Origin of the sequence: uncultured Bradyrhizobium sp., assembly GCF_936928535.1 — a bacterium.
Taxonomy (GTDB): domain Bacteria; phylum Pseudomonadota; class Alphaproteobacteria; order Rhizobiales; family Xanthobacteraceae; genus Bradyrhizobium.
In genome coordinates this window covers 76,633-97,538 of sequence record NZ_CAKZHY010000055.1, presented here as the reverse complement: position 1 = coordinate 97,538, position 20,906 = coordinate 76,633, and the positions used below count along the sequence as shown (strand labels likewise).

Annotated in this window: 19 protein-coding genes; 11 read left to right on the top strand and 8 right to left on the bottom strand. The window is 63.7% G+C overall.

Going from position 1 to position 20,906, the window contains the following annotated elements; genetic code table 11:
* Positions 1-259 precede the first annotated feature (259 nt).
* Positions 260-1,159 (top strand): EamA family transporter, encoded by a 900-nt coding sequence (locus Q0687_RS07800; protein ID WP_298874127.1) that lies wholly within the window; start codon positions 260-262, stop codon positions 1,157-1,159.
* A 99-nt stretch (positions 1,160-1,258) separates the two neighbouring features.
* Here the strand turns inward: Q0687_RS07800 and Q0687_RS07795 are convergent, their stop codons facing one another.
* From Q0687_RS07795 to Q0687_RS07780, 4 genes are read right to left on the bottom strand one after another with little or no spacing between them, the layout of a single operon-like run.
* Complete coding sequence (locus Q0687_RS07795; RefSeq protein ID WP_298874125.1) at positions 1,259-1,741, bottom strand: DUF1178 family protein; 483 nt, start codon at positions 1,739-1,741, stop codon at positions 1,259-1,261.
* Positions 1,738-2,616, bottom strand: a complete 879-nt coding sequence (locus tag Q0687_RS07790; protein ID WP_298874123.1) for a carbon-nitrogen hydrolase family protein — start codon at positions 2,614-2,616, stop codon at positions 1,738-1,740. The genes Q0687_RS07795 and Q0687_RS07790 overlap by 4 nt, the downstream gene beginning before the upstream one ends.
* Positions 2,613-2,888, bottom strand: coding sequence for a glutaredoxin 3 (gene grxC, locus Q0687_RS07785; RefSeq protein WP_298874121.1), 276 nt, complete (start codon positions 2,886-2,888; stop codon positions 2,613-2,615). Before grxC ends, Q0687_RS07790 begins: the two co-directional genes overlap by 4 nt.
* Positions 2,889-2,935: 47 nt before the next feature.
* A complete protein-coding gene (locus Q0687_RS07780; RefSeq protein ID WP_298874119.1) occupies positions 2,936-3,733 on the bottom strand; it encodes a ComF family protein in 798 nt (265 codons plus the stop codon).
* Between the two features lie 65 nt (positions 3,734-3,798).
* Between Q0687_RS07780 and Q0687_RS07775 the strand changes: the two genes are divergently transcribed.
* Positions 3,799-4,647: a methyltransferase domain-containing protein gene (locus Q0687_RS07775; protein ID WP_298874117.1), complete on the top strand. Its 849-nt coding sequence runs from the start codon at positions 3,799-3,801 to the stop codon at positions 4,645-4,647.
* 120 nt (positions 4,648-4,767) lie between these two features.
* Here Q0687_RS07775 and Q0687_RS07770 read toward each other — a convergent pair whose 3' ends face one another.
* The 3 genes from Q0687_RS07770 to Q0687_RS07760 form a co-directional block, all read right to left on the bottom strand.
* Positions 4,768-5,178: a (deoxy)nucleoside triphosphate pyrophosphohydrolase gene (locus Q0687_RS07770; protein ID WP_298874115.1), complete on the bottom strand. Its 411-nt coding sequence runs from the start codon at positions 5,176-5,178 to the stop codon at positions 4,768-4,770.
* 5 nt (positions 5,179-5,183) lie between these two features.
* The gene (argJ, locus tag Q0687_RS07765) at positions 5,184-6,425 is read right to left on the bottom strand and encodes a bifunctional glutamate N-acetyltransferase/amino-acid acetyltransferase ArgJ (protein WP_298874113.1); all 1,242 of its coding nucleotides are present in this window, start codon (positions 6,423-6,425) and stop codon (positions 5,184-5,186) included.
* Between the two features lie 122 nt (positions 6,426-6,547).
* Positions 6,548-7,522, bottom strand: a complete 975-nt coding sequence (locus Q0687_RS07760; protein WP_298874112.1) for a peptidylprolyl isomerase — start codon at positions 7,520-7,522, stop codon at positions 6,548-6,550.
* 352 nt (positions 7,523-7,874) lie between these two features.
* On the opposite strand from Q0687_RS07760, the gene secA reads away from it, so the two are divergent.
* Positions 7,875-10,715 carry a preprotein translocase subunit SecA gene (secA, locus tag Q0687_RS07755; RefSeq protein WP_298874111.1) on the top strand — a complete coding sequence of 947 codons (2,841 nt, stop codon included), beginning with the start codon at positions 7,875-7,877 and terminating at the stop codon, positions 10,713-10,715.
* Between the two features lie 378 nt (positions 10,716-11,093).
* Positions 11,094-12,584, top strand: coding sequence for a hypothetical protein (locus Q0687_RS07750; RefSeq protein WP_298874109.1), 1,491 nt, complete (start codon positions 11,094-11,096; stop codon positions 12,582-12,584).
* Positions 12,585-12,710: 126 nt separating this feature from the next.
* Here Q0687_RS07750 and Q0687_RS07745 read toward each other — a convergent pair whose 3' ends face one another.
* Complete coding sequence (locus tag Q0687_RS07745) at positions 12,711-13,145, bottom strand: MarR family transcriptional regulator (RefSeq protein ID WP_057747431.1); 435 nt, start codon at positions 13,143-13,145, stop codon at positions 12,711-12,713.
* A 179-nt stretch (positions 13,146-13,324) separates the two neighbouring features.
* Between Q0687_RS07745 and Q0687_RS07740 the strand changes: the two genes are divergently transcribed.
* From Q0687_RS07740 to Q0687_RS07710, 7 genes are all read left to right on the top strand, one after another.
* Entirely contained in the window at positions 13,325-14,509 is a 1,185-nt protein-coding gene (locus tag Q0687_RS07740; protein WP_298874101.1) for a substrate-binding domain-containing protein, read from the top strand.
* Between the two features lie 151 nt (positions 14,510-14,660).
* A complete protein-coding gene (locus Q0687_RS07735; protein WP_298874099.1) occupies positions 14,661-16,175 on the top strand; it encodes an amidase in 1,515 nt (504 codons plus the stop codon).
* 99 nt (positions 16,176-16,274) lie between these two features.
* Positions 16,275-17,132: a branched-chain amino acid ABC transporter permease gene (locus tag Q0687_RS07730; RefSeq protein ID WP_237860124.1), complete on the top strand. Its 858-nt coding sequence runs from the start codon at positions 16,275-16,277 to the stop codon at positions 17,130-17,132.
* Between the two features lie 4 nt (positions 17,133-17,136).
* Complete coding sequence (locus tag Q0687_RS07725) at positions 17,137-18,351, top strand: substrate-binding protein (RefSeq protein ID WP_298874095.1); 1,215 nt, start codon at positions 17,137-17,139, stop codon at positions 18,349-18,351.
* 32 nt (positions 18,352-18,383) lie between these two features.
* The gene (locus tag Q0687_RS07720; RefSeq protein ID WP_298874094.1) at positions 18,384-19,490 is read left to right on the top strand and encodes a branched-chain amino acid ABC transporter permease; all 1,107 of its coding nucleotides are present in this window, start codon (positions 18,384-18,386) and stop codon (positions 19,488-19,490) included.
* Positions 19,477-20,211, top strand: coding sequence for an ABC transporter ATP-binding protein (locus tag Q0687_RS07715; protein ID WP_298874093.1), 735 nt, complete (start codon positions 19,477-19,479; stop codon positions 20,209-20,211). The genes Q0687_RS07720 and Q0687_RS07715 overlap by 14 nt, the downstream gene beginning before the upstream one ends.
* Positions 20,204-20,899, top strand: a complete 696-nt coding sequence (locus Q0687_RS07710; RefSeq protein ID WP_298874091.1) for an ABC transporter ATP-binding protein — start codon at positions 20,204-20,206, stop codon at positions 20,897-20,899. Before Q0687_RS07715 ends, Q0687_RS07710 begins: the two co-directional genes overlap by 8 nt.
* Positions 20,900-20,906: the final 7 nt, after the last annotated feature.

Genomic DNA, 20,906 nt, shown 5'->3' with positions numbered 1-20,906 from the left:
GACAACCTCATTCTGGCACACTGATGCCGTAGGGGGCCGTCCACCCCATCACCGCGGAATTTATCGATGGCGGAAGGTATGAGATGCGCGGGTTGGCAGTCTTCGCAAAACCACTCCCTGGGGTTATGGGTCCCTGCGTTCGCAGGGACGACAGGGAGTTTGTCGCGAGAGCATCGCTCCTATGACATGAGTGTGATTGACCTGCTGTCGTGCGCTCGGCAGTTTGCATCCAGACACTCCTAACGCCTCCGACCCCTCCATGTTCACCGTCACCAGCCTCTGGATTCCCTTCACCGTCATCGCCGCGCTCGGCCAGGTCGCGCGCAATGCGATGCAGCGGTCGCTGACCAAGCCGCTGGGGACCTGGGGCGCGACCAATATCCGCTTCCTGTTCGGCTTCCCGTTCTCGCTGCTGTTCCTGGGCGCCGTGCTGGTTGCGACCGGCGACCATATCGGCATGCCGCCATCGATGTTCTGGCCGTGGTTGCTGCTGGGCGCGCTCAGCCAGATCATCGCGACCGGCCTGATGCTGCTCGCCATGAACGACCGCTCTTTCGTGGTGACGACGGCCTATTTGAAAACCGAGGCGATCCAAACCGCGATCTTCGGTTTTGTCTTCCTGGGCGATCACCTGACCTGGCTGAGGGTGCTGGCGATCGTGATCGCGACCGTTGGCGTCGTTGTCACCGCATTGCGTCCGGGTGGTGAGAAGAGTTTTGCGGAGCTGAAGCCGACCATCACGGGTCTCGTCGCCGCAGCGGCGTTCGCGCTGTCGGCGGTCGGCTTCCGCGGCGCCATCATCACCGTGCCGAACGTGTCCTTCGTGACGGCATCGTCGTTCACGCTGGTGCTCGGCCTGTTCGTGCAGACGCTGATCCTGACGGTTTATCTGCTCTGGCGTGCGCCACAGATACTTCAATCGATCCTGGGATTATGGCGGCCGTCGCTGCTTGCGGGCTTCATGGGCGCCTTCGCCTCGCAGTTCTGGTTCCTGGCGTTCGCGCTGACGGCCGCCGCCAATGTCCGCACGCTCGCCTTGATCGAGGTGCTGTTCGCGCAAGCCGTGGCGTATTACTCGTTCAAGCAGCCGATCGCACCGCGCGAGATTGTTGGGATCGTGCTGATCGTGGTCGGCGTGGCGCTGCTGGTGGGCGTGTAGCTGTTTCGTCGTCATTCCGGGGCGCTCGCAGGGCGAACCCGGAATCTCGAGATCCCGGATCTGGTCCTTCGGACCATCCGGGATGACACGCTTCGCGTGTCAGTTCCGGTCTTCCGGCAGGGTCGGCAGCGGCGAGACGTCGATGCCTTCGTCGATCAGCGACTTCGCTTCGTCAGGCGAGGCCTCGCCGTAGATCGGGCGGTGCTCCTTGTCGCCGTAATGCATGGCGCGGGCTTCGTTCGCAAAGCGCTCGCCGACATTGTCGGCATTCTTGACGATGTGATCGCGCAGCTCTTTCAGCTTGGAGCGCAGCTCGCGCTCCTGCGCCATCATCAGCGAGGTCGGTCCTGACGGCGCAGCCTCGGGCGCGGCTGTCGTCGCCGGCTCCGGCGGCGGCGTGGCAGGGCCACGGCCCTTCTTGCCGACGATACGCGGCGCCATGATCGCCTTGTCGACCTTGGCCGAGCCGCAGATCGGGCAGGTCACGAGCTTGCGCTTGACCTGCTGGTCATAGGCCGACGAGCTTTGGAACCAGCTCTCGAACTCATGGTTGCGGTCGCAATGCAGCGCGTAGCGGATCATGCCGAGCCCCGCACCAGATGCAGATGATCCGGCCCGGCCTTGGGGTCGGCGACACCGAAGCGGCGGCCGTGCTGGAGTGATGGAATCGCCCTGCGCGCGGTCTCGACCTTGGCCGGGTCGATCTTGGCCATGATGATGCCCGGCTCGACATCGCCCTCGGCAAGGATCTCGCCCCAGGGGTCGATGATCAGCGAGTGGCCATAGGTCTCGCGCTTGTTCTCATGGGTACCTGCCTGGGCCGCCGCGAAGATGAAGCAGCCGGTCTCGATCGCGCGCGCGCGCAGCAGGATGTGCCAGTGCGCCTCGCCGGTCTTGCGGGTGAAGGCCGACGGCACGGTGATGAAGGACGCGCCGCTCTCGGCCAGTGCGCGATAGAGCGCGGGGAAGCGCACGTCGTAGCAGATCGTGAGGCCGACGCGGCCCCAGGGGAGGTCGGAGATCACGGCGGTTTCGCCGGGCTGGTAATTGGCGGATTCGCGGTAGCTCTCGCCGTCCGGCAGCTCGATGTCGAACATGTGGATCTTGTCGTAGCTCGCGAGCACATTGCCCTCGGGCCCGATCAGGAAGGAGCGGTTGACCGCCTTTTCGGGCGAGAAGCGCAGCGCCAGCGAGCCGACATGGATGTGAATCTTCAGCTCGGCCGCAAGCGCGCGATAGGCCTTCAGCGAGGCGTCGTCCTCCTCGCTCTGCAGATGTTCGAACAGCGCCTTGCGGTTCAGCTGCATCATGTTGCTGACTTCGGGTGTCTGCACGTAGTCGGCGCCCTTGGCCGCCGCTTCCCGGATCAGTTTCGTCGCCTGTGCGAGGCTCGGCTGCGGCATCAGACCGGTGCGCATCTGCACCATGGCGGCGGTGAAGGTCCTGTCCTCACTCATGAGATTGCCTTCACGCTTTCGAGCAGGCCGTCGAGCTTGCCCTCACGGTCGAGCGCGTAGAGGTCGTCGCAGCCGCCGATATGGGTGCCGCCGATCCAGATCTGCGGGAAGGTCGAGCCCGCGCCGGCGCGGTCGTACATCTCCTCGCGCCAGGACGGGTTCTGGGCGACGTCGAATTCCGTGAAGGCCGCCTTCTTGCGGGTCAGAAGCGACCTCGCGGCGGAACAATAGCCGCATCCCGGCCTAGTGTAGATCTCGACAGCGGCGGTCATGGGATCAAGCGCTCTCATGTCATGAATTTATTGAATTATATGGGGGTTTACCTGGTCTCGACAACCCGGGCAAAGACCAGGACGTCGACCTGGGCGGCCTTGGCGCGCAGCAAAGCGCGGGCGCAGGCGTCCAGGGTCGCACCCGATGTCAGGACATCGTCGACCAGGACGATGCGTCGGCCCTGGACCTCGGACTGACGGTCGGGGGATACCTGGAATGCGCCCTGCACATTAGTGGCGCGCTGGGCCCGCGACAGGCCGATCTGCTGCTCGGTGGCGCGCACCCGGCGCAGCACCTCAGCTCGCACTTTCACCCCGCTCTGCCGAGCGATGATCTGGGCCAGCGCGCCCGACTGGTTGTAGCGGCGGCGCCAGGCCCGCCGCCAATGCAGGGGCACCGGCACCAGCATGTCGGCGCCGTCGAGCAGTTCGCCGCCCGCGCGCGCCATCCAGCGGCCCATGGCGGGCGCGAGATCGGTGCGGTCCTGGTATTTCAGCGCATGCACCAGCGTGCGCGCGACATCGTCATAGCGCACCGCCGCACGGGCGCGCTGATAGGCCGGCGGGCTCGCGATCGCCTCCATCGACAGCATGTCGGGGCCGGGATCGTAGACGAAGGGTATGCCGAGCCGCGGACAATAGGGCCGTTCGATGAACGACAGCCGCGACCAGCACGCAGCGCACACGCCCTCGCCATCGACAGGCTCGCGGCAGGACACGCACAGCGTCGGCAGCGCAATGTCGAGCGCGAGCTTCGCCACATGCGACATTGCGTGGCGGCCAGCCGTCCACGCGGCACGCAAGGGTGCGGCGATGGGGCGGGTGGGGGCGGCGTCGGCGTCCATGAGGGGAAGGCTAGCGCCGCACGCAACGGATTGCCAGAACCGTCGTGATCGGCGTAACCAGCGGCATGGCTCAGACCCCGCAGACCCCGCCCGCCTTGTTCGATCGCGCCTTGCTGCATGCGCGGCAGCGGCGTGCGCAGGCTCAAGGCGAGGTGACGTTCCTGCTCGACCGGGCCGCCGAGGATATGTCCGATCGGCTGGCGGCGGTGATGCGGGAATTTCATGCTCCGGCTGATCTGTGGACACCTGGCGAAGGGATCGCCGTGCTTCGCGCGCGGCTGCCTTCGATCGAACGGATCGCGCTCGATGCGGCCGGCTCGGAAAAATTGCCCGTCGCGCCCGAAAGCCTCGATCTCGTCGTCTCCGCGCTGGCGCTGCAATTCGTGAATGATCTGCCCGGCGTGCTCGCGCAAATCCGCCGCGCGCTGAAGCCGGACGGATTGCTGCTCGCTGCGATGATCGGCGGCGACAGCCTGACCGAGCTGCGGCAGGCCTTCGCCGCGGCGGAGGCCGAATGCGAAGGCGGCGTCTCCCCGCGCGTCGCGCCGTTCGCCGATCTCAGGGACATCGGCGCGCTGTTGCAGCGGGCGGGCTTTGCGCTGCCTGTTACCGACGTCGATCGTGTCGTGGTGCGCTATTCCAACGCGTTCGCGCTGATGCAGGACCTCCGTCGCATGGGCGCGGCCAATGTGCTGATCGAACGGCGGCGCACGCCGAGCCGTCGCGCGACATTGCTCCGCATGGCCGAAATCTATGCCGAGCGCTTTGCCGATGCCGACGGCCGCATTCGCGCGACGTTCGACATCATCTGGCTGTCCGGCTGGGCGCCGCATGCGAGCCAGCAGCAGCCGTTGAAGCCTGGTTCGGCGAAGGCGAGCCTCGCGGAGGCGGTGAAGAAGGCTGGAGAGACGTAGACCTATTAGCGCCGTCATTCCGGGGCGGTCCGCAGGACCGAACGCGGAATCCAGATGTTGTGGCGCGAGATTCCGGGTTCGCGCTATCGCGCGCCCCGGAATGACGATGCAAGAGCATCGTCACATCAGCAAATCGATCAAATGCGGGATCAGCGGAATGTCCGCGGGCGGCATCGGATAGTCGCGCAGCTTGTTGGCGCGGACCCAGGCGAGGTTTTGCCCCTCGCGCGGCGTGACCACACCTTCCCAGCGCCGGCAGATATAGAGCGGCATCAACAAATGAAACGTCTCGTAGCCGTAGCTGGCGAAGGTCAATGGCGCGAGGCACGGCTCGGCAACGGTGATGCCGAGCTCCTCGTGGAGCTCGCGGATCAGGCTCTGCTCCGGACGCTCGCCCGGTTCACACTTGCCGCCGGGAAACTCCCAGAGGCCGGCGAGCGTCTTGCCCTCCGGGCGCTGCGCGATCAGGACGCGCTTGTCGGCGTCGACGAGCGCGCAGGCCACCACCAGTGTCAGCTTCAGCTCGGCCATGACCCTTAAGACCGGTAATCGCCGTTGATCGCGACATATTCCTTGGTGAGGTCGCAGGTCAGCACGCGGTCGCGGCCCTTGCCGAGGCCGAGCGAAACCAGAATCGCGATCTCCGGCGCCTTCATCGCTTCCGACACCTGCGCTTCGTCATAGGAGGGATCGCGCGCGCCGCTCTTGGCGACGCGGATACCGTTGAAGGAGATCGACAGCTTGTCGCGATCGGCCGGCTCGCCGGCCTTGCCGACCGCCATCACCACGCGACCCCAATTGGCGTCCTCGCCCGCGATCGCAGTCTTCACCAGCGGCGAGTTGGCGATCGACATCGCGATTTTGCGCGCGGAGGCCTTGGTCTTGGCTCCCTCGACGGTGATCTCGACCAGTTTTCGCGCGCCTTCGCCGTCGCGGGCGACTTGCTCGGAAAGATTTGCGAGGATCTGGTTGAAGGCTTTCACGAACGCCTTCAGGCGCGGGTCGCTGGCGCGGCTGATTTTTGGTGCGCCGTGCTCGGCCGCAGCGCCCGTCGCGAACGCCAGCAGCGTGTCGGAGGTCGAGGTATCGCCGTCGATCGTGACCGCATTGAACGTGTCCTCGACACCGGCCTTGAGCAGCGCCTGCAGCGCGGCGGGCGCGATCGGCGCGTCGGTGAAGATGAAGGACAGCATCGTCGCCATGTCGGGGGCGATCATGCCGGCGCCCTTGGCCATGCCGTTGATGGTGACCTTGGCCTTGCCGAGCTTCACCGTCGCGGTCGCGACCTTGGGGAACGTGTCGGTGGTCATGATCGCCTTGGCGGCGGCGAGGTAATCGCCGGCTTCCGCTGATGCGGCGAGGTTGCCCAGCACGCCGTCGAACTTGGTCGCGTCCAGCGGCTCGCCGATCACGCCGGTCGAGGCCAGGAAAATCTCGCTCTCGCTGCAGCCGACCGCCTTGGCCGCGATCTTCGCGGTCATCGCGGTGGAGCTGCGGCCCGTCTTGCCGGTGAAAGCATTGGCATTGCCGGAATTGACGACCAGTGCCCGCGCCTTGCCGCCTTTGAGTTTCGCACGGCACCATTCGACCGGCGCGGAGGGGCACTTCGACTTGGTGAAGACGCCGGCGACCGCCGTGCCCTTGTCCATGATCGCCAGCAGCACGTCGGTGCGGTTCTTGTAGCGGATGCCGGCCTCGGCCGTCGCAAGGCGGACGCCCGCGATCACGGGCATATCAGGAACGTTCTTGGGGGCGAGCGGAGAGACGGAGGAGGACATCGCGGGTGCCTTGGCTTGTGCCTTGGTGAGGTCTGGATATGCAGATGCCCGGCCCCTCTGTGCGGGGCCGGGCATCTGGTAGGCTTAGATACTCTTCGCGTCACCGAAGTGACAGCGAATTCTTACTTCTTGGCGGGCGGCGCCATCTTGCTGTCGGCGGGCTTGGCTGCGTCGGCCGGCTTGGCTGCGTCGGTCGGCTTGGCTGCGTCGGCCGGCTTGGCATCCTTGGAGGCGTCCGCCGCCGGCTGGTCCATGCGCTCGACCTTGGCTTCGGCGCGGAGCTTGGCGACGTAATCGGCCTGGGCCTTGCGGGTGACGTACTGCTCGATCTGGGGCTTGACCTGATCGAACTCCGGCGCCTTGCGGTTACGCTTTTCCTCGACCTTGATGACGTGCCAGCCGAACTGCGACTTCACGGGGTCGGAGATCTTGCCCGGCTCGAGCGCGAAGGCCACGGCCGAGAATTCCGGCACCATCTGTTCCTTGGTGAAGAAGCCGAGGTCGCCGCCGTCGGCCGAGCCCGGATCCTTGGACTTCTTTTTGGCGAGCTCGGCGAAATCGGCGCCCTTGTCGAGCTCGGCCTTGACCGCCTTGGCCTCGTCCTCGGTCTCGACCAGGATGTGGCGGGCGCGCACTTCCTGCTCGCCGGTGATCTGCTTGGAGGCCTCCTCATAGACCTTCTTCATGGCGTCGTCGTTGGTCGCCGCCTTGCCTTCCTGGGCCAGCAGGCTGTCCATCAGCAGCCGGTTGCGGGCGAATGCCATACGCCTCTTGAAATCCTCGCCATCGGCGACCTTCTTGTCCTCGGCGGCCTTGGACACGATCTTCATGTCGATCAGGAACGACAGGACGTTCTCGTCCTTGGTCGCCGGATCCATCTGGGCGAGGCTCGGTCCGAGCTCTTCCTCGGCCATGGTGACGTCGCTCTTCTTGATTTCAGCGCCATTGACCTTCGCCAGGACCGGATCATCGGCCGCCCGGAGCGGGCCTGCGAACGCCAGGGTCAGCGCCAAGCAGGCTGCCAGTCCCAGGGAGCCAGCCAGGGCGGACGCATGGCGAAAACGCTGGCCGGTGGTTACCGGGAACGAGGTGGTCATGGAAAATCCTTATGTTGAAGCAGGGTCTGCTCGAGCGGGGCGGACACTCGCCCAATCACGGGGGCTTGGCAACGCGAAAAGTCTGTCAAAATGATGAATTAGCGGCAATGCGCCCGCCGTTGACAAGGCCCTGACCGGGCCATATCTCTGCCCGGTCGCGACCATGGCGATGGCGTTTATTTTGCTGCGTTTTTGGCCGTTGAACCCAGACTAGCCCAATTCCCACCCATATGGCGGATGACCTCCCGCAGTCCGGGCTCTGGCGCCATAAGGCGTCACGGTGAGTTGATAGGCCGGAGGGTGACAACTTCTTGGCTGCAACGCGGTTAAATCGCGAACACAGGAACTAGGCATGATCGGCGCGCTCGCCCGTAAGTTTTTCGGCTCCGCCAACGACCGGCGGGTGAAGGGATATCAGTCCCGCGTCAGCGCGATCAATGCGCTGGAGCCCGAGGTATCAAAACTCTCCGACGAGGCGCTCAAGGCCCGCACCGCCGAGTTCAAGAAGCAGCTTGCCGAGGGCAAGACGCTCGACGACCTGTTGGTGCCCGCCTTCGCCACCGTGCGCGAGGCCGCCAAGCGCACGCTCGGCCAGCGCCATTTCGACGTTCAGCTGATCGGCGGCATGGTGCTGCACGAGGGCGACATCGCCGAGATGAAGACCGGTGAAGGCAAGACGCTGGTCGCGACCCTCGCCGTCTACCTCAACGCGCTCGCCGGCAAGGGCGTCCACGTCGTCACCGTCAACGATTACCTCGCCCGCCGCGACTCCGGCTGGATGGGCCAGATCTACGGCTTCCTCGGTCTGACCACGGGCGTGATCGTCCATGGCCTCGACGATGCCGAGCGCAAGGCCGCCTATGCCTGCGACATCACCTACGGCACCAACAACGAATACGGCTTCGACTACTTACGCGACAACATGAAGTACCGCCTCGAGGACATGGTCCAGCGGCCGCACTTCTTCGCCATCGTCGACGAAGTCGACTCCATCCTGATCGACGAAGCGCGCACGCCGCTGATCATTTCCGGTCCGCTCGACGACCGCTCGGACTTCTACAACACCATCGATTCGTTCCTGCCCAAGCTCGACAAGGCCGACTACGAGGTCGACGAGAAGCAGCGCACGGTGACGCTCACCGAAGGCGGCATGGAGAAGATCGAGGGGTTGCTGCGCGATGCCGGCCAGCTCAAGGGCGAGTCGCTCTACGACGTCGAGAACGTCTCCGTCGTGCACCACATCAACCAGGCGCTGCGCGCCCACACGCTGTTCACGCGCGACAAGGACTACATCGTCCGCGACGACGAGGTGGTGATCATCGACGAGTTCACCGGCCGCATGATGCAGGGCCGCCGCTATTCGGAAGGCCTGCATCAGGCCCTGGAAGCCAAGGAGCACGTTACGGTTCAGCCCGAGAACCAGACGCTGGCCTCGATTACTTTCCAGAACTACTTCCGCATGTACGAGAAGCTCGCCGGCATGACCGGTACGGCGCTGACGGAAGCCGACGAACTGTTCGACATCTACAAGCTCGAGGTCGTGGAAATCCCGACCAATCTGCCGATCGCGCGCCTCGACGAGGACGATGAGGTCTATCGCACCCAGAACGAGAAATACGCCGCGATCCTCGCCGAGATCGAGCGCGCCAATTCGCGGCTGCAGCCGGTGCTGGTCGGCACGGCCTCGATCGAGAAGTCGGAAGTGATCGCCGAATATCTCAAGAAGCACGGCTACCGGCAGATCGACTTCGGCAACGAGAATTCGATGCAGAAGCTGTACGCGGCGGCCCGCGCCAACAAACCGGCAAAGCTGTTCGCGGTGCTGAACGCACGCTTCCACGAGCAGGAAGCCTATATCGTCGCCGAGGCCGGCGTGCCCGGTGCGATCACGATCGCGACCAACATGGCTGGCCGCGGTACCGACATCAAGCTCGGCGGCTCGCTCGACATGCGCATTCAGCAGGAAACGGCCGATATCACCGACGAAGCCGAGAAGGCCAAGAAGATCGAGCAGATCAAGGCCGACATTGAGCATTTCCGCGACATCGTGCTCAAGGCCGAGGAGACCGTCGAGATCGAACCGGCCAAGGGCAGCAAGCCGGCCAAGACCGTGAAGAAGCCTGGCGGCCTCTACATCATCGGCTCCGAGCGGCATGAGTCCCGCCGCATCGACAACCAGCTCCGCGGTCGTTCCGGCCGTCAGGGCGACCCCGGCCGCTCGAAATTCTTCCTGTCGCTGGAAGACGATCTGATGCGCATCTTCGGCTCGGATCGTCTCGACAGCATGCTGCAGCGTCTCGGCCTGCAGGAGGGCGAGGCGATCATCCATCCCTGGATCAACAAGGCGCTGGAGAAGGCGCAGCAGAAGGTCGAGGCCCGCAACTTCGACATCCGCAAGAACCTGCTCAAGTTCGATAACGTCCAGAACGACCAGCGCAAGGTGATCTTCGACCAGCGCGTCGACCTGATGAAGGACGAGAGCGTCGCCGAGACCGTCGCCGACATGCGCCATGCCTTCATTGAGGATCTCGTCGCCAAGCACGTGCCCGAGCATGCCTATGCCGAGCAGTGGGACACAGCCGGCCTGAAGGACGAATTGAAGCGCGTGCTCGATCTCGACCTGCCGGTCCAGGACTGGGCCAAGGAAGAGGGCATCGCCGACGAGGAACTGCTCAACCGCATCGAGACCAAGGCCGATGAGCACATGGCGGCCAAGGTGGGGCAATGGGGTCCCGACGTGATGCGTTACGTCGAGAAGACCATCCTGTTGCAGACGCTCGACCATCTCTGGCGCGAGCACCTGATCATGCTCGACCATTTGCGCCAGGTCATCGGCCTGCGCGGCTACGGCCAGCGCGATCCCTTGCAGGAGTACAAGACCGAGGCCTTCAACCTCTTCCAGGAGATGAGCGCCCACTTGCGCGAGGCCGTCACGGCGCAGCTGATGCGGGTCGAGATCGTGCCGCCGGAGCAGGAAGCCCCCATGCTGCCGCAGATGGAAGCGCACAAGCTCAACCCGGACACCGGCGAAGACGAAATGGCCCTCGCCAGCGTCACGCTGGCCCCGCAGGCCACCGACGCCGCGTTGCGCGATCCCAAGAACCCTGCCAGCTGGGGCAAGGTCGGCCGCAACGAGGATTGCCCCTGCGGCTCAGGCAAGAAGTTCAAGCACTGCCACGGGCGGTACGGTTAGCCAGTAATTCGACGGGTTAAATATTGCGGCCGTTCAGAACTCGGTCGTTTTTATCTAACGCTTGAAAGCGCTTCGTCTCCTTGCTGATCTTCAGGGGCGCCATGAGTGGACGGCGCTCGCTATCGTGAGGATGGCAAAATTACAGTTGAACGCCACGCGCGCGCACCGCTTGGATTTGCGCTTGCGCACTCGGCGGTACGTCCTCGCGGCAACAGCCTGAGTCATTGCGTCAGTCGGACAAGCCGGCCGCTCCGCGCTCAAATCCGAGACGGTTGTTAGGGCATAGGCCTCATCGGGCCGCAATGACCGGCCCCATTAGGAAAGCGTTATTGCCTTCAGGCAATAATTTCTTATCCGGCTAGATGAAGGTAGTTCGACTTGGGGCCGCTCCTGAAGGGTCAATGGGCCATCGCGGCCTGCGTATTCGCTACGGCCTCGATTTTCGCGATGGTCTATTGGGTTGTCGGAGGAGCTGTATTCCCGACGGATGATGCCTTCATCAACTTGCACAATGCGCAGGTTATTCACCAGGGCCACGATGAGAATTATCTCGGAGTTCCCGCCCTCGTTGGGGCCACGAGTGGTGTGCATCTCGCTCTGCTGCTGGCTATCGAGAAAGCCACCCTCTCAGACACTTTCGCATTGTACGTGCTCGGCGCGCTTTGCGGCGTCTCGTATGTGCTCGGCTTATTTTTCAGCTGCATCAACGTTGGATGCACCCGCCGGGAGGCGACGCTCGTCGCTCTCGGCGGCCTGATCTTTGCGGGCACGCTGTTTCAGCTCTTGAACGGAATGGACACCGGGCTCGCGATGGCTGCGGTGGCTTGGAACATCAAGCTGCTCACAGACAAGAGAAGGACGATCTGGCTCTCTCTTCTTTGCGGGATCATGCCCTTTGTTCGGCCGGAGCTTGGTCTTCTGTCTGTCGGATCGATGTTCATCTTGCTTCGGGACAGCGGTCACTCGTCCCGCTTCAAGATCAGCGCATGCGCGACCGCGCTTCTAAGTGCTGTGCCGTTCCTCGTTTGGTACTGGGTCGACACGGGCTCGTTGATTCCCAGCACTGTCGGCGCCAAAACGTACTACTTCGCGGACCGATACGCAGATTGGTCGACCAAATTGCTCTTCGTGTCATTGGCAATGGCTCGAGCTGCGGTGGCCTGCTTCCCTCTTTTTCTGTGCGTTCGTTTCGTACGGCCGCGCTCGGTCGGGATTCTGCTGGCCGTGTTCGCGGCCATTTTCATAGGCTCGTATTTCTGGAAACTCCCTAGCGGCCTCTCCCATAATGGCAGTCGATATCTCTACATATTTGCGCCGATCATACTCTTTGCAGTTGCGTGCGGCCTCACGTCGGCGGCGCGCGCGAAAACGCTTCGATTTATCGGGATTTCGGCTTTCTTTCTGCCATTGGCCTTCGGTTGGCAACTTTCCAACTATTGGACGCACATAACGGGCAATCAGAAAAGCCTTTACGACGCCGTGCAGTGGATCAATGAGAATTTGCCTGATCGACCGACAATACTTGTCCATGACGCTGGCTATGTCGCATATGCCGGACATGTTCCGCTTGTCGACCTCGTGGGACTGAAGACACCGGCCGCGATCGAATTTCACAAGCAGCTGACGTACCCAAGTGTCGGGGCCCTGAGGCCAAAGGCGATCTCCGCCATCGCTCGGTCGTTTGACGCGCAATATCTGTTGGCGCTCCAAGAGTGGAACGAGACGTTCGGACTTGTCGATGGTTTGCGCGAAGAGGGTTGGGCGGTGGAGGAAGTGTACGCCGGAAAAGCCTCCGCAGGCACGCCCGCTTCGGACGTCTACCGCCTCTACAAGCTGGGTAGACCAGCCTCGACTACCGGCCAGAGCTAGCAAATGCCTTCAGTGAATGAAGGTGTAGTTGCCGCATAGGTTGACTGGTTTGGCCCGGCTGTCCGAGGCGCCGCGGCCTCTCAGTTCAATCGCCATCGCGTCGCAACTCTCACGATTAGCCTTCCCTCAATTCGAGCTATCGATCAAGCTCTCCAGCAGCCGCTTCAATTCGCTCGTCGACTTGTCGCCGTAGCTCTCCAGGATGTGCTCCTCCTGGTCCACCGCGAGCGAGTTGAGCTTCTTGCACAGCACCTTGCCGCGGTCGGAGATGAACATCAGGACCTTGCGGCGGTCATTGGGGTCCTGGACGCGATAGACCAGCGTGTCGGAAACCATGCGGTCGATCATCTTGGTCAGCGTCGGATGGTTGAGCAGCACCGCGTCCGCAAGCTCGCCCATCGAATGGCCGTCGCCATCAGACAGCACTTTCAGGATGCGCCATTGCTCGACGGGAACCCCCTCCTTGCTGAGCCGCAGTTCTAACTGCCGGTTGATCTCCCGGTTGGCTTGCGCGAGCAGGTAGGCGAGGTGTTCGGTGATGGGAGCGTTCGATTTTGCCACGGCTAAGACTTCGTCTTGACCCAAATGAGTGAATGTCTTGCAATCAATGCTGCATCTATATGCACTTCAATTGTTGAATATTCAATATTTTCAAAATAGGATCATTGCCCAACAAAAGGGCGGATGCCGCGGCCGCCTGCTCAATGTGCTTTCAGGTCTGGTGCCAGACAGGAGTTGGCGTGCGCGCGACGGTAAACTTCCCGGCTCACGGCGGTCCGGCGTTGCCGCCGTCCTTGCTGTTCAGGAATCTGTCGTCATCGGCGGCTGACGGTTCGTTGTCGCCGAGCGATCACGCCTTCTTCAAGCGGCGCGGCACCAACAGGCTGCGTGTCGGCGGCTTCATCTGCTGCACGGGATCTCCGGGGGTCTGGGGTCCCTGCGCGACCAACTCCGCGCAGCTCGCGGTTGCCGAAATCAACAAGCGTGGCGGCATTCTCGGTCGCGAGGTCGAGTTTTCCGTCTACGACGCCGGCGGTCCGCTGGACGAGGTGCTGAACCGCGCCGAGCAGGCGATCGCCTACGACGAACTCGATCTCATCGTCGGCCTGCACACCAGCGCGGTTCGCGTGGCCTTGCGCGACATCACCACGCGTCATCGCATCCCCTATATCTACACGCCGGTCTATGAAGGCGGCGAGCGCACGCCGGGCGTGATGGCGATCGGCGAGACGCCGCGCTGGCAAAGCCGGCCGTCGATCCACTGGCTCGCGGACGTCAAGAAGGCCAAGCGCTGGTACCTGATCGGCAGCGATTACGTCTGGCCCTGGCAGTCGCACCGCGCGGTGAAGAACTACATCAAGGAAACCGGCGGCCACGTCGTCGGCGAGGAGTTCGTCCCCTTGGGCGAGGACAATCACGAGCCGCACCTGGCGCGCATCCGCGCCGCACGGCCCGACGTGGTGCTGATCTCGCTGATCGGCACTGACAGTAGCGCCTTCAATCGCGCCTTCGGCGAATGCGGCCTGGGGGGCACCACGCTGCGGCTTGCCGGCGCCATGGACGACACCGTCCTGCTCGGTATCGGGGCCGACAACAGCGAGAACATGTTCTGTGCGTCCGGCTATTTCACCGGCACCGGCGCGCGCGCCAATGACGACTTTCAGAGCCGCTATCGCGCGATGTTCGGGCCGAATGCACCGCCGATCGGTTCGGTCGGGCAGTCCGGCTATGAAGGCATGCGCTTTCTCGAAGCGGTCGCCAACAAGGCGGGCTCATTGGCGATGGGGCCGATGCTCGCGGCCGGCCGCAACATCGTCTACAGCGGCGCCCGCGGAACGGTCACCGTTCGCAACGGGCGCGCGCGGATGCCGATGCATCTCGCCGAGGCCGATGGCCTCGACTTCAAGCTGATCAAGCCGATCTGACTCGCACGGGCGATCCGCCGGGCGCATCAGGGGCAAAATAATACTTGAAAAGGAAAATATTTCCGTTTTGAATGTTTCGGCGAGGCCGGTGGTGCGTCGCGCCGGGGCGGCCACGCCCAAGGATCGTTTCAAGAAACTTCAGGAGAGCGCCGTGACAGTTGTCCTTCCCACGCCAGCCCAACTTCGCGATGTCGCCAAGCAGTGCGGCCTTTCGCTGACCGACGATGACGTCGCTTCGTTCCGCGGCCTGATGCAGGGCTCAATCGAGGCCTACAATCTCGTCGCCGCAATGCCCGACGAGGTGCCCGAGGTGAAATACCCGCGCACGCCGGGCTATCGGCCGTCCGCGGAGGAGAACCCTCGCAATGCCTGGTACCGCAAATCGACCGTGAAGGGCGCCGCCAGCGGCAAGCTCAAGGGCAAGACGGTGGCCCTGAAGGACAACATCATGCTGGCCGGCGTTCCCATGACCAATGGTTCGTCGACCCTGGAAGGCTATGTGCCCGATTTCGACGCGACCATCGTCACGCGCATGCTGGACGCCGGCGCCGAGATCAAGGGCAAGGTGCATTGCGAGCATTTCTGCCTGTCCGGCGGCAGCCACACCGGCTCCTATGGGCCGGTGCATAACCCGCACAAGATGGGTTACTCGGCCGGTGGCTCGTCGTCGGGGTCGGGCGTCGTCGTGGCTCTCGGGGAGGTGGACATGGCGATCGGCGGCGACCAGGGCGGCTCGATCCGCATGCCGTCCTCGTTCTGCGGCATCTACGGCATGAAGCCGACCTGGGGTCTGGTGCCGTACACCGGGATCATGCCGATCGAGATCTATGTCGACCATACCGGCCCGATGACGGCGACGGTTGCCGACAACGCGCTGCTGCTCGAAGTGCTCGCCGGCGACGACGGCTACGATCCGCGCATCAAGTCGCCGACGGTCGAGGAGTACACCAAGGCGCTCGGCCAGGGCGTCAAGGGCATGAAGATCGGGATCGTCAAGGAAGGCTTCGAGCAGCCGGGCGCCGAGGCCGCGGTCAATGAAAGCGTTCGCGAGGCGGCGAAGCGCTTCAAGGATCTTGGCGCCAGCGTGGAGACGGTATCGATCCCGATGCACCTGCTGGGCGGCGCGATCTGGACTCCGATCGGCACCGAAGGCCTGACCCAGACCATGATGTTCGGTGATGGTTACGGGCTTTCCCGCGGCGATCTCTATTCGACCTCGCTGATGGATTTTCACCGTGGCTGGCGCCGGCAGGCCGACTCGCTGTCGGAGACCACGAAATTGTTCATGATGCTCGGCACCTACATCAACAATAATTTCGGTCCGCGCTTCTATGGCAAGGCGCTCAACATCTCGCGACGGCTGACCGCGGCCTACGACAAGGCGTTCAGCGACTATGATCTGCTGCTGATGCCGACGACGCCGATGAAGGCGACCAAGCTGCCGGAGCCCCACGCCAGCCGCGAGGAGTATGTCGCCCGCGCGCTGGAGATGATCTCCAACACGGCACCGTTCGACATCACCCACCATCCCGCGATGTCGCTGCCTTGCGGCATGGTCGATGGCTTGCCTGCCGGCCTGATGCTGGTCGGCCGCATGTTCGAGGAATCCACCATCTACCGCGCCGCGCATGCCTTCGAGCAGATCGGCGACTGGAAGAAGATGTGAGCGGGGAATTGATCCTGGCGGGCGGGACAGCAAAGCGTTTTCGAGCGAAGTGGATCCCGGTTCGCGTGAAGAAAACGCGTCAAAACAAGAAATGATCGCATGGCTAACGCGTTCGTCGCGGCGTTCGAAATCCTGAGCTTCGGCGCGATCATCGTGTTGATCGTGCTGGGGCTCGGGATCATCGCCAGCATGATGGGTATCTTTAACTTCGCGCAGGGCGAGTTTGTCCTGCTCGGGGCCTACATCACCTATCTCGCTTATGCCAAGGGCCTGCCGATCTGGGCCGGCATGGTCGCCGCGCCTTTCCTGGTCGGCGCGCTCGGCTTCGTGCTGGAGGCGCTGATTATCAGGCGCTTCTACGCCGCGCCGATCGTCGCCATGCTCGGCACTTACGCGCTCGGCCTGATCATCCGCGAATCCGTGCGCGGGCTGATCGGCGGCTTCTATCTCACCGTGCCCGAGCCGATCGGCGGCTCGATCGATATCGGCACCATGCACATCTCGGCCTGGCGCTTCACCATCATCGTCATCACGCTGCTCGTGATGGTCGGGTGCTATTTGTTGCTATCGCGCACCAGCTTTGGTCTGCGCATGCGCGCCACGCTGGAGAATCCGTCGCTGGCGCGGGCCTCGGGCATTTCCACGCCTCTGATGTACGGCGCCACGTTTGCGTTCGGCTCGGCGCTCGCCGGCCTTGCCGGCGCGCTGATCGTGCCGGTGTTCAGCCTCTATGCCGATCTCGGCATCCGCTTCCTGATCCAGGGCTTTGTCGCCGTCATGGTCGGCGGGGTCGGCTCCTTCATCGGTCCCGTTGCCGGCGCCGGCGTCATCGGCACGCTCAGCGCCGCGCTGCCGTGGATCATGGCGCCTGTCGTCGCCGATGTCCTCGTCTTCGTCCTTGCCATTGCCTTCATCAAATTCCGGCCGCAGGGCCTCATCGCTGGAAAAGGGGTTTAGTCATATGTTTGATCGTCAACTCTCACGCCGCCGCTTCCTGTCCAATTTCGCTTTCGCCTCCGGCGCGGTCGCGACCGGCGTCGGCAGCTGGGTGATCCCGGCGCCCTGGGCCAATGCCGCCGAAGCCCCGATCAAGGTCGGCATCGCGACCGACCTCACCGGCCCGATCGCCTACGCCGGCAACGCCGACGCCAATGTCGCCAAGATGGTGATCAAGGACATCAACGCAGCAGGTGGCCTGCTCGGCCGCCCGCTCGAGCTTTACATCGAGGACACCGCGTCGAACGAATCCGTTGCGGTCGGCAACGTGCGAAAGCTGATCCAGCGCGACAAGGTCGACATGGTGCTGGGCGGCATCACCTCGTCGATGCGCAACGCGATCAAGGATCCGATCGTGGCGCGCGGCAAGACGCTCTACATCTATCCGCAACTCTACGAGGGCAAGGAGTGCACGCCCTATCTGTTCTGCACCGGCCCGACGCCGGCGCAGCAATGCGACGAGTTCATTCCCTGGCTGATCAAGAACGGCGGCAAGAAGTTCGCGCTGCCAAGCGCCAACTATGTCTGGCCGCATACGCTCAACGTCTATGCGCGCAAGGTGATCGAATCCAACGGCGGCGAGGTCGTGTTCGAGGAATACTATCCGCTCGACCAGATCGACTTCTCCGCGACCGTCAACCGCATCATCTCCAACAAGGTCGACGTCGTCTTCAACACCGTCATCCCGCCTGGTGTCGGTCCTTTCTTCAAGCAGCTCTATGAAGCCGGCTTCCTCAAGAACGGCGGGCGTCTCGCCTGCGTCTACTATGACGAGAACACGCTCAACATCAATCAGGCCAACGAGATCGAGGGCCTTGCGAGCTGCCTCGATTATTTCAAGGTGCTGACCAAGGAGAACCCGTTCGACGCCAAGATCCAGGCGGCCTACGAGAAGGATTTTCCGGGCAACTTCCTGTTCGCCGCCGGCAGCGCGGCGACCGGCACCTATCGCGGCCTGAAGCTGTGGGAAGCCGCCGTCAAGGAAGCCGGCAAGATCGACCGTGAATCGGTCGCCGCTGCGCTCGACCACGCCAAGATCGCCGAAGGTCCGGGCGGGCCGGCCGAGATGGTGCCGGGCAAGCGGCACTGCAAGATGAAGATGTACACCGCGGTCGCCAAGGGCGGGAACTACGAGATCGTCGGACGCAGCGACGGTCTGGTCGATCCCAAGGAATGCTGAGACGCAATGCCGAGAGGGAATGCTAAGCTCGCATGTCGAAGTCGATGAGCGCGGTGAAACAGGCGATCCCCGCCGAGATCGGCGGGGGGACGGACGTCGCAATGACTGAAGGCGGTGCGACGGCGCAGGCCGTCGCGGGACGAAAGATCCTGCCGGTCGTGGAGGGCGTGGTGCTGGTCGCCGCGCTCATCGCGCCGCTGGTGCTGCAGGATTACCTGACGGTGTTCGCGACGCGCGTGATCATCCTCGCGCTGTTCGCGCTGTCGTTCGACCTGGTCTGGGGCTATGCCGGCATCATGAGCTTCGGTCAGGCCCTGTTCTTCGGCTCTGCCGGCTATGGCGTGGCATTGCTCGCGCGCGACCTCGACATCACCAACATCTTCCTGGTGCTCCCCGCGGGCACGCTGATCGGCCTGACCTTCGCGCTGCTGCTCGGCGGCTTCCTGCTGCTGGGCCGGCATCCCTCCAGCGTGATCTTCGTGTCGCTGGGCACGCTCACCGGCTCCTATGCCGCCGATCGCCTGGCGCGCGGCTGGTATTATCTCGGTGGCCAGAACGGCATTCCCTCGATCTCATCCATGACGCTTGGGGGCTACGAATTCTCGGAAGGGCCGGCGTTCTATTATCTCGTGCTCGGCATCCTCGTCGTGGTCTATCTGCTCTGCCGCTTCCTGGTGCGCTCTCAGTTCGGCCTTGCGCTCGCGGGCCTGCGTGAGAATGAGCAGCGCATCGCCTTCTTCGGCTACAAGGCGCAGCACCTCAAGGCGATCATCTTCGCGATCGGCGGCGCCATCGCAGGGCTCGCCGGCAGCCTTTACGCCTTCCACGAGGGTTTCGTCTGGCCCAACATGGTTGGCGTCGTCGTCTCGACGCAGGTCGTGCTGTACGTGTTGTTCGGCGGCTCCGGCACGCTGATCGGCGCCGTGATCGGCACCGTCATCGTCGAGGGCGTCAGCTTCTGGCTGTCGGACAATTATCGCGACATCTGGCCGATCATTCTGGGCGTGTTGCTGCTGCTCGTGATCCTGTTCCGGCCGCTCGGCCTGATCAGCTTTGTGCTGGGCGAACGCGAGCGGGTCGGCAGCTTTGGCGCCAGCCGTAAGGAGACCGACAAGGAGAAGCGCCATGCCGCTCCTTGAGGCCGCGGGCATCTCGAAAATATTCGGCAAGCTCACCGCGCTCGACGGCGCCGCGCTCACCGTCGGTGAGAACGAGTTTCACGGCCTGATCGGTCCGAACGGCTCGGGCAAGAGCACCCTGATGAAGTGCATCGCCGGCGCGGAGGTGCCGACGCAAGGCAAGGTGAGCTTCGTCAACACCGACATCACCGCGTTCACGCCGACCGAGCGCGCCCGGGCCGGCATGAGCCTGAAATTCCAGATCACCTCCGTGCTGCCGTCGCTGACGCTGTACGACAACATCCTGCTCGCGCTGCAGGCGCACTCCTCGCTGTTCGACCTCGTATTCTCGCGCACCAGAGGCGCGCTGCACGATCAGGTCATGACCATGCTCAGGCAATTCCGCCTCGCCGACCGCGCGTTCGATGCGGCCGCCGCACTCTCGCACGGCCAGCAGCAATGGCTGGAGATCGCGATGGCGCTCGCGGGCAAGCCCAAGCTTCTTTTGCTCGACGAGCCGACCGGCGGCATGAGTCTCGAGGAGCGCCGCGTCACCGGCGAATTGCTCCAGCCGATCAAGAAGCATTGCTCGCTCGTCATCGTCGAGCACGACCTCGATTTCATCCGCGACATCTGTGATCGTCTGACCGTGCTCGACCAGGGCAGGGTGCTGGCCTCGGGCACCGTGTCGGAGATCCAGGCCAACTCGTCCGTCCAGGAGATCTATCTGCGCCGTGCCTGAATTTTTGGACATCAAGCATCTCGACACGGGTTATGGCCGCAGCCAGGTCCTGTTCGACGTCAACCTCGGCATTCCCTGGCGTGGCGGCGTCGCCGTGCTCGGGCGCAACGGCGCCGGCAAGACCACGCTGATGAAGACCATCGTCGGCGAACTGCCGGCGTGGAACGGCGAGGTCGGCTTCGACGGCCGCGACATCAGCCGCCGCCGGCCCGAGGAGCGCGTCCGCGCCGGCATCGGCTACGTGCCGCAGGAGCATTCGGTGTTCGCGCGCCTCTCGGTGCGCGACAATCTCGCGGTCGGCTCGCTCTTCAACAAGGATGCCACCGCGGTCGACCGCGTGCTGGCGATCTTCCCGAAACTCGGCCAGCGTCTCGATCAGCCCGCCGGCACGCTCTCCGGCGGCGAGCGCAAGATGCTCGCCATCGGCCGCGCCATGCTGGGCGATCCAAAGCTGCTGCTGCTGGACGAGCCGACCGAAGGCGTCTGGATCGGCGTGATCGAGGAGATCACCGAGCGCCTGATCGAGCTCGCCAAGACCATCGCTGTCATCATCGTCGAGCAGCACCTCGACCTCGCATTGCGCGTCGCCGACTACGCCTATGTGCTCGACCGCGGCCGCGTCGCCCTGCAGGGCGCAGCGGGCGAGGTGAGGGGCAATCCGGAGCTGATGCGGTATCTGGCGCCGTAGGAAGCGG